11 protein-coding genes are annotated in these 13,292 nt (G+C 63.5%); 9 read left to right on the plus strand and 2 right to left on the minus strand.

Annotation, left to right across the window (positions count from 1 at the left end):
• Positions 1-27 precede the first annotated feature (27 nt).
• The 9 genes from sucC to lpdA all read left to right on the plus strand — a co-directional run bounded on the left by sucC (position 28) and on the right by lpdA (position 10,242).
• Entirely contained in the window at positions 28-1,224 is a 1,197-nt protein-coding gene (gene sucC, locus NKI16_RS16005) for an ADP-forming succinate--CoA ligase subunit beta (RefSeq protein WP_023679795.1), read from the plus strand.
• Positions 1,224-1,715 (plus strand): hypothetical protein, encoded by a 492-nt coding sequence (locus NKI16_RS16010; protein ID WP_352593781.1) that lies wholly within the window; start codon positions 1,224-1,226, stop codon positions 1,713-1,715. Before sucC ends, NKI16_RS16010 begins: the two co-directional genes overlap by 1 nt.
• Positions 1,716-1,747: 32 nt before the next feature.
• Positions 1,748-2,119 carry a cupin domain-containing protein gene (locus tag NKI16_RS16015; RefSeq protein ID WP_023679793.1) on the plus strand — a complete coding sequence of 124 codons (372 nt, stop codon included), beginning with the start codon at positions 1,748-1,750 and terminating at the stop codon, positions 2,117-2,119.
• A gap of 49 nt (positions 2,120-2,168) precedes the next feature.
• Positions 2,169-3,080, plus strand: coding sequence for a succinate--CoA ligase subunit alpha (sucD, locus tag NKI16_RS16020; protein WP_023679792.1), 912 nt, complete (start codon positions 2,169-2,171; stop codon positions 3,078-3,080).
• Positions 3,081-3,198: 118 nt separating this feature from the next.
• Complete coding sequence (locus tag NKI16_RS16025; protein WP_023679791.1) at positions 3,199-6,186, plus strand: 2-oxoglutarate dehydrogenase E1 component; 2,988 nt, start codon at positions 3,199-3,201, stop codon at positions 6,184-6,186.
• A 29-nt stretch (positions 6,187-6,215) separates the two neighbouring features.
• Complete coding sequence (gene odhB, locus NKI16_RS16030) at positions 6,216-7,514, plus strand: 2-oxoglutarate dehydrogenase complex dihydrolipoyllysine-residue succinyltransferase (protein WP_352593782.1); 1,299 nt, start codon at positions 6,216-6,218, stop codon at positions 7,512-7,514.
• A gap of 23 nt (positions 7,515-7,537) precedes the next feature.
• Positions 7,538-8,065 carry a hypothetical protein gene (locus NKI16_RS16035; protein WP_245274823.1) on the plus strand — a complete coding sequence of 176 codons (528 nt, stop codon included), beginning with the start codon at positions 7,538-7,540 and terminating at the stop codon, positions 8,063-8,065.
• Positions 8,062-8,817 (plus strand): SDR family oxidoreductase, encoded by a 756-nt coding sequence (locus tag NKI16_RS16040; protein ID WP_023679788.1) that lies wholly within the window; start codon positions 8,062-8,064, stop codon positions 8,815-8,817. The genes NKI16_RS16035 and NKI16_RS16040 overlap by 4 nt, the downstream gene beginning before the upstream one ends.
• 18 nt (positions 8,818-8,835) lie before the next feature.
• The gene (lpdA, locus tag NKI16_RS16045; protein ID WP_023679787.1) at positions 8,836-10,242 is read left to right on the plus strand and encodes a dihydrolipoyl dehydrogenase; all 1,407 of its coding nucleotides are present in this window, start codon (positions 8,836-8,838) and stop codon (positions 10,240-10,242) included.
• 929 nt (positions 10,243-11,171) lie between these two features.
• Here lpdA and NKI16_RS16050 read toward each other — a convergent pair.
• Positions 11,172-12,239, minus strand: coding sequence for a TraB/GumN family protein (locus tag NKI16_RS16050; RefSeq protein ID WP_352593783.1), 1,068 nt, complete (start codon positions 12,237-12,239; stop codon positions 11,172-11,174).
• An 85-nt stretch (positions 12,240-12,324) separates the two neighbouring features.
• Positions 12,325-13,263: a tyrosine recombinase XerC gene (locus tag NKI16_RS16055; protein WP_352456326.1), complete on the minus strand. Its 939-nt coding sequence runs from the start codon at positions 13,261-13,263 to the stop codon at positions 12,325-12,327.
• Between the last annotated feature and the right edge of the window lie 29 nt (positions 13,264-13,292).

Raw genomic sequence — 13,292 nt, forward strand, 5'->3', positions numbered from 1 at the left:
CCGCCAAGCAAGCTGGAGACATAGCGCATGAACATCCATGAGTATCAGGGCAAGGCGCTGCTGAAAGGCTTTGGCGCACCCGTGGCCGAGGGCGTGCCGGTGTTCAAGGCGAGCGAGGCGGAAGCTGCCGCCAAGGCGCTGCCCGGCCCACTCTATGTGGTCAAGAGCCAGATCCATGCCGGCGGCCGCGGCAAGGGCAAGTTCAAGGAGCTCGGGCCCGATGCCAAGGGCGGTGTCAGGCTGGCGAAGTCGGTGGCCGAGGTCGTCGCCAACGCCAAGGAGATGCTCGGCCATACGCTGGTCACCAAGCAGACCGGCCCGGCCGGCAAGCAGGTCAACCGGCTCTATATCGAGGACGGCGCCGACATCGAGCGCGAGCTCTATCTGTCGATCCTGGTCGACCGCTCGGTCGGGCGCGTCGCCTTCGTCGTCTCGACCGAGGGCGGCATGGACATCGAGGCGGTCGCCCACGACACGCCGGAAAAGATCATTACCGTCGCCATCGACCCGGAAAAGGGCGTGACGGCCGACGATGTGAAGAAGCTCAACGCCGCACTGAGACTCGACGGCGACGCCGCCAAGGATGGCGCGACGCTGTTTCCGATCCTCTACAAGGCGTTTGTCGAGAAGGACATGAGCCTGCTCGAGGTCAACCCTTTGATCGTCATGAAGAACGGCCGGCTGCGCGTGCTCGACGCAAAAGTGTCGTTCGACAACAATGCGCTGTTCCGTCACCCGGACGTGCTCGAATTGCGCGACACCACCGAAGAGGACGAGAAAGAGATCGAGGCGTCGAAATACGACCTCGCCTATGTCGCGCTCGACGGCAATATCGGCTGCATGGTCAACGGCGCCGGCCTTGCCATGGCAACGATGGACATCATCAAGCTCTATGGCGCCGAGCCCGCCAATTTCCTCGACGTCGGCGGCGGTGCGTCGAAAGAAAAGGTGACGGCGGCGTTCAAGATCATCACCAAGGATCCGGCGGTCAAAGGCATCCTGATCAACATCTTCGGCGGTATCATGAAGTGCGACATCATCGCCGAGGGCGTCATCGCAGCAGTCAAGGAGGTCGGCCTGCAAGTGCCGCTGGTGGTGCGGCTGGAAGGCACCAATGCCGAGCTCGGCAAGAAGATCATCAACGACAGCGGGCTGAACGTGGTGTCGGCCGATGACCTCGATGACGCAGCCAAGAAGATTGTCGCGGCGGTGAAGGGCGACTGATGCATCGGTTGCTGGCCATAGCGCTCTGCGGCATGGCTTTTTGGGCCAGCGCTGCTGCGGCCGCGGATAGTTCGAAGTCGCCCGCCTGGATCGGCAAGAGGGTCAATCTCTTCATGAACTTATGTCCGGCAACGGCGCCCAGCTTCGGCCGGTTCAACGCGGTTGCCCGGCAAAGCGGGTTCAAGGCCGGATCCGACGGGCTGCAAGTCTACAAGGCTACGGAAATCGTTGCCTCAATCAAGAGTTCGAACGGTCGCTGCGACTGCCTGGTCTCCTTCGGCACCAACGATCCGAAGCTGGCCGCCAACATGATCCTGAAAAGGCTTCTGACCAAATATGGCAGCAGTTTCCAAGCCGATGATGACCCCAAGTCCCTTGGTGAATTGAGAACATCTAACGGCAATTTATCGGTGCAGATCGTGACGATCCGGCGCGCCGGGGGCCGATGGATCGGTGCTGTCGTTCACGGAAACCAAAAATGCCCAGCTTGAAAACAGAACTTCAGGGTCAAGGTCGATAGGTGATGCCTCCGCACAAGATAAACCTCGTCGAGGCGGCGGATCAGAAGATCAAGAAGGTCTTCGATCCGCATATCGCCGGCGACGTGAACGACAGCCAGGTCAAGATCGCCAAGTTCGGCGACGTCTTCGACTGGCACGCGCATGACAATGAGGACGAGGCGTTCCTGGTGCTGCGCGGGCGCATCGCCATCGATTTCCGCGACGGCACGGTGGAGCTTTCCAGCGGCGAGTTCATTGTCGTGCCGCGCGCCGTCGAGCACCGGCCGCGCTCGCTAAGCGAGGAGCCGGTGGTGCTGATGTTCGAGCCGGCAACGACGCTCAACACCGGCAATGCCAAAAGCGACCTTACCGTCGCCGAGCTGAAGCGGTTGTGACCATGAGCGCGCGGCCTTCCCCGATCAACGGTTTTTGAAAAGGACCACCATGTCCATTCTCGTCGATAAGAACACCAAGGTGCTGGTGCAGGGCCTGACCGGCAAGACCGGCACGTTCCACACTGAACAGGCGCTGGCCTATCACGGCACGAAAATGGTCGGCGGCATCCACCCCAAGAAGGGCGGCGAAACCTGGACCGGCGCCAAGGGCGAGGCACTGCCGATCTTCGCCACCGTAGCCGAAGGCAAGGCCAGGACCGGCGCCAACGCTTCGGTCGTCTACGTGCCGCCGGCGGGTGCTGCCGAAGCGATCCTGGAAGCGATCGAGGCCGAGATCCCGCTGATCGTCTGCATCACCGAGGGCATACCGGTGATGGACATGATCAAGGTCAAGGCGAGGCTCGACCGTTCGACGTCGCGGCTGATCGGGCCGAACTGCCCGGGCGTGCTGACCCCCGACGAATGCAAGATAGGCATCATGCCCGGCAACATCTTCCGCAAGGGCTCGGTCGGCGTTGTTTCCCGCTCGGGAACGCTTACCTATGAGGCGGTGTTCCAGACCACCAATGTCGGCCTCGGCCAGACCACCGCCGTCGGCATCGGCGGCGATCCGGTCAAAGGCACCGAGTTCATCGACGTGCTGGAGATGTTCCTCGCCGACGACGAGACCAAGTCGATCATCATGATCGGTGAAATCGGCGGTTCGGCCGAGGAAGACGCCGCGCAGTTCCTCAAGGACGAGGCAAAGCGCGGCCGCAGCAAGCCGATGGCCGGCTTCATCGCCGGGCGCACCGCGCCGGCGGGCCGCACCATGGGCCATGCGGGCGCGGTCATCTCCGGCGGCAAGGGCGGCGCGGAAGACAAGATCGCGGCGATGGAATCGGCCGGCATCAAGGTTTCGCCATCGCCGGCCCGGCTGGGTACGACGCTGGTCGAGGCGATCAAGGGAATAGGGGAGTAAGGGAGTACGGGAATAGGGGAGTAAGGAACAAGACGAGGGCATTTGCCCTACTCCCTTACTCCCCTATTCCCTTACTCCCCTCCAACAAAGGAGACGAAGCAAAGGCTTCGACAGTGACATGGCAAGACAAGATCAGGCCAACGACCAGTTTTCGCTTACCTCTTTCCTCTATGGCGGCAATGCAGATTACATCGACGCGCTCTATGCCGCCTATGAGGACGATCCCGCGTCGGTCGATCCCGAATGGCAGGACTTCTTCGCGGCGCTGAAGGACGACGCCGGCGACGTACGCAGGAATGCCAAGGGCGCGTCATGGGCCAAGCCCTCCTGGCCGATGCAGGCTAATGGCGAGCTTGTCTCGGCGCTGGACGGCAATTGGGGCCTCATCGAAAAGCACATCGAAAAGAAGGTCAAGGACAGGGCAGCCGGCAACGGCGCAGCCCTTTCCGACGCCGACGTGCATCAGGCGACGCGCGATTCCGTCCGCGCCATCATGATGATCCGCGCCTTCCGCATGCGCGGCCACCTGCACGCCAATCTCGATCCGCTTGGCATTGCCAAGCCGCTCGAGGATTATAACGAGCTGTCGCCGGAGAATTACGGCTTCACCGAAGCCGACTACGACCGGCCGATCTTCCTCGACAATGTGCTCGGGCTGGAATTCGGCACCATCCGGCAGATGCTCGACATCCTGACCCGGACCTATTGCTCGACGCTCGGTGTCGAATTCATGCATATTTCCGATCCCGAGGAGAAGGCCTGGATCCAGGCGCGCATCGAGGGCACCGACAAGGAGATCTCCTTCACCGCCGCCGGCAAGAAGGCGATCCTGCAGAAGCTGGTCGAGGCGGAAGGCTTCGAGCAATTCATCGACGTCAAGTACAAGGGCACCAAGCGCTTCGGCCTCGATGGCGGCGAGTCGCTGATCCCGGCGCTGGAGCAGATCATCAAGCGCGGCGGCCAGCTCGGCATGAAGGAGATCGTGCTCGGCATGGCGCATCGCGGCCGGCTGAACGTGCTGTCGCAGGTGATGGCCAAGCCGCACCGCGCCATTTTCCACGAGTTCAAGGGCGGCTCGGCCGCGCCCGACGAGGTCGAGGGCTCGGGCGACGTGAAGTACCATCTCGGTGCCTCGTCGGATCGCGAGTTCGACGGCAACAAGGTGCATCTGTCGCTGACCGCCAATCCTTCGCATCTGGAAATCGTCGACCCGGTGGTGATGGGCAAGGCGCGCGCCAAGCAGGACTATCTGTTCGGCCGCAGCCGCGAGGAGATCGTGCCGCTGGAAGAGCGCGCCAAGGTGCTGCCGCTGCTGTTGCATGGCGATGCCGCTTTTGCCGGCCAGGGCGTGATTGCCGAAATCCTCGGCCTGTCGGGCCTGCGCGGTCACCGCGTCGCCGGCACGCTGCATTTCATCATCAACAACCAGATCGGCTTCACCACCAACCCGCGCTTCTCGCGCTCGTCGCCTTATCCGTCGGATGTGGCCAAGATGATCGAGGCGCCGATCTTCCACGTCAACGGCGACGATCCGGAAGCGGTGGTCCATGCCACCAAGGTGGCGATCGAATTCCGCATGAAGTTCCACAAGCCGGTGGTGGTGGACATGTTCTGCTATCGCCGCTTCGGCCATAATGAGGGCGACGAGCCGGCCTTCACCCAGCCGATCATGTATCGCAAGATCCGCAACCAGAAGACGACCATGCAGATCTATGCCGACCGGCTGATCGCGGAAGGCCACATCACCCAGGCCGAGCTCGAAAAGGTGAAGGCCGATTGGCGGGCGCATCTCGAGCAGGAATTCGAGGTCGGCCAGCACTACAAGCCGAACAAGGCGGATTGGCTGGACGGCGCCTGGTCCGGCCTGCGCTCGGCCGACAACCAGGACGAACAGCGGCGCGGCAAGACCGCGGTGCCGGTCAAGACGCTGAAGGAGATCGGCAAGAAGCTAACCGAGGTGCCGAAGGATTTCGAGGCGCACAGGACGATCATCCGCTTCCTCGACAACCGCCGCCAGGCGATCGAGTCGGGCGAAGGCATCGACTGGTCTACGGCCGAGGCGCTGGCCTTCGGCGCCATCCTGCTCGACGGCAATCCGATCCGGCTGTCCGGCCAGGATTCGGAGCGCGGCACGTTCTCGCAACGCCATTCCGTGCTCTACGACCAGCGCGACGAGACACGCTACATACCGCTTAACAATCTGTCGGCGGCGCAGGCCGGCTTCGAGGTCATCAACTCGATGCTGTCGGAAGAGGCCGTGCTCGGCTTCGAATATGGCTACTCGCTGGCCGAGCCGAAGGCGCTGACGCTGTGGGAAGCGCAGTTCGGCGACTTCGCCAACGGCGCCCAGGTGGTCTTCGACCAGTTCATCTCGTCGGGCGAGCGCAAATGGCTCAGAATGTCGGGCCTCGTCTGCCTGCTGCCGCACGGCTATGAAGGCCAGGGGCCGGAGCATTCGTCGGCCCGGCTCGAGCGCTTCCTTCAGCTTTGCGCCGAAGACAATATGCAGGTCGCCAACGTCACGACGCCAGCCAACTATTTCCACATACTGCGCCGGCAGTTGAAGCGGGACTTCCGCAAGCCGCTGATCCTGATGACGCCGAAGTCGCTGCTGCGCCATAAGCGGGCGGTATCGACGCTGCCGGAGATGTCGGGCGAAAGCGCCTTTCACCGGCTGCTGTGGGACGATGCCCAGCTGCTGTCGGGCCAGGCCATCAAGCTCACCAAGGATTCGAAGATCCGCCGTGTCGTGCTCTGTTCGGGCAAGGTCTATTACGACCTCTACGAGGAGCGCGAGAAGCGCGGCATCAACGACATCTATTTGCTGCGCGTCGAGCAGCTCTATCCGTTCCCGGCCAAGGCGCTGATCACCGAACTGTCGCGCTTCCGCAATGCCGAGATGGTGTGGTGCCAGGAGGAGCCCAAGAACATGGGCGCCTGGTCGTTCATCGATCCGTATCTCGAATGGGTGCTGGCGCATATCGACGCCAAGCATCAGCGGGTGCGCTATACCGGCCGGCCGGCGGCCGCCTCGCCGGCGACCGGATTGATGTCGAAGCATCTCGCCCAGCTTGCCGCCTTGCTCGACGACGCGCTTGGTGAATAGAACAGAACCGAAAGAAACGGACAGGCACAATGGCAACCGAAATCCGCGTCCCGACACTTGGTGAATCCGTCACCGAGGCGACCATCGGCAAATGGTTCAAGAAGGTCGGCGACGCGATCGCCGCCGATGAGCCGCTGGTCGAGCTCGAAACCGACAAGGTGACGGTGGAAGTGCCGGCCGCCGCCGCGGGCACGCTCGCCGAGATCGCCGTCAAGGAAGGCGAGACGGTCGGCGTCGGCGCACTGCTCGGCACGATTTCGGCAGGCGCCGGCGCGGCAGCCAATGCCGCCGCTCCGGCAACGAAGCAGGAGGCGGTGTCGCAGGCCTCGGCTCCGACTGCGGCCTCGAGCGTCAGGCAGGCCGCTGCCGAGACGGCCAAGATCGCCGGCGACGCCGGCGCGATCGAGACGCGCACCATGCCGCCGGCGCCGTCGGCGGCAAAGCTGCTGGCCGAGCACAATCTCGCAGTCGACCAGGTGTCGGGCTCGGGCAAGCGCGGCCAGGTGCTGAAAGGCGACGTGCTCGACCTTATCGCCAGGGGCGCGCCGTCGCAGCCGGCCGAAATGCCGAAGGCAGCGCCTGTACCGGCACCCGTTGCCGCGCGCGCGCCGTCCCCGGCCGACGATGCGTCGCGCGAGGAGCGCGTGCGCATGACCAAGCTGCGCCAGACCATCGCGCGCCGCCTCAAGGAAGCGCAATCGACCGCCGCCATGCTGACCACCTTCAACGAGGTCGACATGAGCGCGGTGATGGCGCTGAGGAGCAAATACAAGGACGTGTTCGAGAAGAAGCACGGCGTGAAGCTCGGCTTCATGGGCTTCTTCACCAAGGCGGTCACCCATGCGCTGAAGGAGATCCCGTCGGTCAATGCCGAGATCGACGGCACCGATATCATCTTCAAGAACTACGCTCATATCGGCGTTGCCGTCGGTACAGAGAAAGGCCTTGTCGTGCCGGTTGTGCGCAATGCCGACCAGATGTCGATCGCCGAAATCGAGAAGGACATCGGCAGGCTGGGGCTTGCGGCGCGCGACGGCAAGCTGTCGGTTGCGGATATGCAAGGCGGCACGTTTACGATTTCCAACGGTGGCGTTTACGGGTCGCTGATGTCGACGCCGATCCTCAATGCGCCGCAGTCCGGCATTCTGGGTATGCACAAGATCCAGGAGCGGCCGGTGGTGGTCGGCGGCCAGATCGTCATCCGGCCGATGATGTATCTGGCGCTGTCCTACGACCACCGCATCGTCGACGGCAAGGAAGCGGTGACGTTTCTGGTGCGGGTCAAGGAAAGCCTGGAGGATCCTGAGCGGCTGGTGCTCGACCTCTAGGGGCGGCCGACGTGAGCCGGAGCATGGATCTGCGCCGCCGGATGAGTTCGTCTCGTTTCCGGTCCGGTTTGTTTGTCACAATCTGCGCACTCGGCGTGCAGACGGTCTCCGCGGCCCTCGCCGCCTGCCCGCTCGAGCTCGCCGTCTATGGCGATCCTGAAAACGCCGCCGAGATCGATTTCAGGCCGACCGGCGAGTCGGCCGCCGTCACCAACAGCTTCAAGATGGTGCTCGACAAGGGCGTCGTGCTCGACGGCATCGTCATGTGGACCGAGGGCGCGGCGCGGCCGCATGGCTCGCTGATGTACAAATGCCCGGCCGGCGACGTCACCGGCGACGAGCTCGCCGCCTGCACCGTGTGGGAGGGCGTCATCTACACTGCCGACGACCAGGGCAATATCGCGTTGCTGCCGGGCGAAGGAAAGGATGCGCCGAAGAAGCTGATCTTGCCTGACTTGGGAGCGTCGTTGCAGATGTCGGCCGCCTATGGCGCCAACGGCTTTTCCCAGGTGCCCTGGGACGTCTTTGCCCTGAAGGGATGTCAGGAATGAGCGCGAGCGGAAAGATCCTGCTGGTGACCGGCGGCAGCCGCGGCATTGGCGCCGCTACATGCAGGCTTGCCGCCAAGGCCGGCTATCGCATTGCGGTCAATTACGCGTCGAATGCAAAAGCCGCCGAAACGGTGGTCGCCGACATCGAGGCTGCTGGCGGAGAAGCCTTCACAGTCAAGGCCGATGTCGGCAGCGAGACGGACGTATTGGCCATGTTCGAGGCTGTCGATGGCCGTTTCGGTCGACTCGACGCGCTCGTCAACAATGCCGGCGTGGTCGACCAGAGCGCGCGCGTCGACGAGCTTAGCGCTGCAAGGCTGGAGCGCATGATGCGCATCAATGTGATCGCGCCGATGCTTTGCGCCCGCGAGGCGGTGAAGCGGATGTCGACCAGGCATGGCGGCAAGGGCGGCGCCATCGCCAATGTTTCTTCGATCGCGGCAAGGCTTGGCGGGCCGGGTCAATATGTCGACTATGCCGCCTCGAAGGGCGCGGTCGATTCCTTCACCATCGGGCTTGCCCGCGAAGTGGCCGGCGAAGGCATTCGTGTCAACGCGGTCAGCCCGGGCATCATCGACACCGAAATTCATGCCTCCGGCGGGCAGCCGGATCGCGTCGAGAGAATGCGCAAGGTGGTGCCCATGCAGCGCGTCGGCACCGCCGAGGAAGTCGCAGCCGCAATTCTCTGGCTGCTGTCGGACGAGGCGTCCTACACAACAGGCGCCAATCTGGAAATCGGCGGCGGCCGCTAAAGCAAAAGGGACAGTATCATGGCCTATGACGTCGTTATCATCGGATCGGGACCAGGCGGCTACGTCTGCGCCATCAAGGCGGCGCAGCTCGGTCTGAAGACGGCGGTAGTCGAAAAGAACCCGACCTTCGGCGGTACCTGCCTCAACATCGGCTGCATCCCGTCAAAGGCGCTGCTGCATGCGTCCGAGATGTTTGCCGAGGCCGGCCATTCCTTCGACGCGCTCGGCGTCGAGATCGGCGCGCCCAAGCTCAATCTTGGGAAGATGATGGCACACAAGGATGCGACGGTGACGGCCAATGTCAATGGCGTCGCCTTCCTGTTCAAGAAGAACAAGATCGACAGTTTTCGTGGCACCGGCAAGGTGGTTGCGGCCGGCAAGGTGTCGGTGACCTCCGATGACGGCAAGGTCGAGGAGATCGAGACCAAGAACATCGTCATCGCCACCGGCTCCGACGTCGCCGGCATTCCCGGCGTCAAGGTCGATTTCGACGAGAAGGTGATCATCTCGTCGACCGGCGCGCTGTCGCTGGACAAAGTGCCGGGCCATCTGGTGGTGGTCGGCGGCGGTGTCATCGGTCTGGAGCTCGGCTCGGTATGGGCGAGGCTCGGCGCCAAGGTCACCGTTGTCGAGTTCCTCGACACCATCCTGGGCGGCATGGACGGCGAGGTCTCCAAGCAATTCCAGCGCCTGCTGTCGAAGCAGGGCTTTGAATTCAGGCTGGGCGCCAAGGTGACCGGCGTCGCCAAGGCCAAGAAGGGGGCGACGGTCACCTTCGAGCCGGTCAAAGGCGGTGCGGCCGAGACGATCGAGGCGGACGCGGTGCTGATTTCGACGGGACGACGGGCCTATTCGGACGCTCTCGGGCTGAAGGAGACCGGCGTCGACGTCGATGAGCGCGGCCGGGTCAAGACCGACGGCCATCTCAGGACCAACGTGCCTGGCATCTATGCCATCGGCGATGTCATCGCCGGGCCGATGCTTGCACACAAGGCTGAGGACGAGGGCGTGGCGGTGGCCGAAACCATCGCCGGGCAGGCCGGTCATGTGAACTATGACGTGATTCCGAGCGTCGTCTACACCACGCCGGAAATCGCCTCGATCGGCAAGACCGAAGAAGAATTGAAAAAGGCCGGCGTCGACTACAAGGCCGGAAAATTCCCGTTCAGCGCCAATGGCCGCGCGCGCGCCATGCTGCACACCGACGGCTTTGTGAAAATCCTGGCCGACAAGGCCAGCGACCGTGTGCTCGGCGTCCACATCGTCGGCTTCGGCGCCGGCGAGATGATCCACGAGGCGGCGGTGCTGATGGAGTTCGGCGGCTCGTCGGAAGACCTTGCCCGCACCTGCCACGCCCATCCGACAATGTCGGAAGCGGTGAAGGAGGCGGCACTGGCGACGTTCTTCAAGCCGATCCATATCTGAGCGGTTGAATCGCAGGCGACGGTGGCGATTGGCGAAAGCGGGCTGGTAGCCAATCTCCCCCAAGTGGGGGAGATGTCCGGCAGGACAGAGAGGGGCGCGAAGGATCACCACAGACGGCTTCCATTCTGAACCGCAGATGGATTCCAGGGTCTCCGCGATGTCGCTTCGCTCCTGCTCCGCGCTGGATGACGAAGATGAAGTTAGCCCATGGCTAATCGCAGCTCAGAGCATCGACTGCTGCTCCCAAAAACGAAACGGCCCGCCTTTCAGCGGGCCGTTCATATATTAAATCAGCAGTCTGATCACTGAGCCGGCGCCGGCGCTGGTGCTGGTGCTGGTGCCGGGGCTGGCGCAGGGGCCGGAGCGGGTGCTGGCTCTGCCGGAGCGGGAGCCGGAGCGGGCGTTGCCGGAGCTGGCGCAGGAGCCGGTTCGGCTGGCTTCATCGGCTCGGCAGGTGCTGGGGCCGGAGCCGGTGTGCTGGCTGCGGGCGGTTCGGCAGGCGCAGGTGCCTCGCTACGTCTTCCAAAAACATAATAGGCGACAATTGCCAGGATAACGACGACCAGTGCAATCAGCCAGCCGCTGCCGCCGCCGCGTGGCCGTGCGGTACCCGGTGAGGTGAATGGGTCGTTCGGATTGGGTGTGTTCGCCATAAAAGTGTCCTCCGTGGATGAAAAACATCAAGTAATAGCCATCAACGTACAATCGTTGAATCGGTTTCACATTAGGCGTTGAAAACGCCGAAAACAGGGCAATTCTGATCTGGAATCGCTCGCAGGCATGCATTTCCACCGCAAAATGGGTTCGATCGAGCCAAACCGAACCTTTTTCGGTTTCTTGGCACGAAGCGCGGCTGGTCCGCCGTCGCGCCACGAGTAAGGGCTGGTCCCGCCTCGGCAATGATTCGGTGTGCAACTCCGCCGTGTCGTTCAGTTGACGGCGGTCACCGTATAGCCGGTCTTGCGGAAACCCTCGACCAAGCCTTGCGCTCCGGGAAGGTGCATGGCGCCGACCGCCATGAAGACATTGCCGTGGGCGAGGATCGGCGCTGCACGATCGACCATCACCTTGTTGCGGCTGGTGATCATGGTCTGCTCGAATTCGGCGTAACCCGATTGGTCGTCGACCTGTTCGGGGATGACGGCCCGAAACAGCGGTACATACATGCCAGTGTCGCCACGCCGGTAAAGCACGATCATGGTTTCGTTGACGTCGTTCACCTTGTCGCCAAGCTTCAGCGTATCGACCAGCCCCTTCAGGTGAAAGGCGATCGGCAGCGAAGCCATGGCGCGCAGCTGGTCGGCGATTGTCTCCAGCCCCTCGACCGATTTGCCCGAAGCCTCGGCGTCCTTGGCAAGCTTGACGTCGAGCACCGGCGCACCGCCAGCCTGGCGGGCGACTTCGCATACAGGTAGCGCCACCATCGCCGACAGCAACCAAGGTTTCATCTTGGCGACGGTCGCTGGCGGGATGCCACGCGCATCGAGCGCCTTGTTGACCACCGCCGCATCCTCCGGCGACAGCAGCGACGAAAGCGTCGTCTTGTCGGTGAACATCATCAGATCCGGCTCTTTCAGCAGTGCTGCCATCATCTTCTGCTTGTCGAGCACTTCGGTGGTCTCGATGATGACGGTGCCAGCCGCATCGAATGCCTTCTGCGCGGCGGGTGGCAGCGTGGTGACGCGCGGGTCGGTAACGTGCATGGTGCCGAACAGGAAGGACGGTTTTTCGCCCGATTTTTCGAGCTTCCACAGCAGGCCCTTGCCGTTCGGCGTCGCTGCCGCGTCTGCCTCGATCTTGCGGTAGGCAGCCGGGTCGTCCTTTTGCAGCGCGCTCAGCATATCGCTACCGCCGCAGGCCGAAGTCTCGGCGCGTGCCTTGCCCGCGGCGAGCAGCGCGACGATGAGGAAAGAGAGGAAAAACAGGGCGTTGAGCGCGACGAGCAGCTTCAGCGACATATGGGTCGCGCGGTCGGCGATGGCGATGAGGCGTTTCATGCTGCGCTTCTAGGCGCAAAAAGCGGCAAAACGGTTAACCGGCGCATCAAAATTGTTGCGAGATGGCCACCGACACATGCATCGATCACGCACGAGGATGAGCTGCTTCGTAAATCTCGAGCAGCCTGGCGGTGTCGACGCCGGTGTATATCTGGGTTGTCGACAGGCTGGCGTGGCCGAGCAACTCCTGGATGGTGCGCAGGTCGCCGCCGCGCCCTAGCAGATGCGTGGCGAAGGAATGGCGCAGCGCATGCGGCGTCGCCGTGTCGGGCAGGTTGAGCGCCGAGCGCAGCTTGGCCATGTCGCGCTGGACGATTGCCGGGTTGAGCGGGCCGCCGCGGGCACCGCGAAACAGCAGGCCCTTGGGATCGAGATGCCAGGGACACAAGCGGCGGTATTCGGCAATCGCCCGCAGTGCCACCGGCAGCACCGGCACCAGCCGGGTCTTGCCACCCTTGCCGGTGACGCGCAGCACGGTATCACCAGGTGAGGAAAGATCGGCGCCCGACAGGCCGAGCGCCTCGGAGATCCGCAAGCCGGACCCATAGAGCAGGGTCAGCACGGCGGCGTTGCGCGCGGCAATCCACGGCTCCTCCGCCAGTTGGCCTTCCACCGAGACGACGTGTTTTGCATCGCTTGCGGTCAGCGGCTTGGGCAGCGATTTCGGCTGCCGCGGCGCGCGCAAGGCTGTCGCACCTGCCGCATTGGCGAGGCCGCGCCGTTCCAGGAAACGCAGCAGCGAGCGGATGCCGGCCAGCCCGCGCCCGAGCGTGCGGGCGCCGGCGCCCTCGGCACGGCGGGCAGCGAGAAAGCCGCGCAGATCGGCGGGGCGCAGATCGGCGATGTCGGAAATGCCGGGCGAGCCGCCGCAATGGCCGGTCAGGAAATGCAGGAACTGGCGCGTGTCGCGCTCATAGGCCTCGACGGTTTCGGGCGATAGCCGGCGTTCGCGCGCCAGCATCTTCAGCCAGGCCTCGCGCGCCGCCTGCAGGTCGGGTTTTGCCGGTATGAGGAATTCCTGCATTGCACTCTTCCAGTTCCCCGCCATCTTCC

The sequence above is a fragment of the Mesorhizobium sp. M0698 genome (assembly GCF_040320455.1).
In the GTDB taxonomy this organism is placed as follows: domain Bacteria; phylum Pseudomonadota; class Alphaproteobacteria; order Rhizobiales; family Rhizobiaceae; genus Mesorhizobium.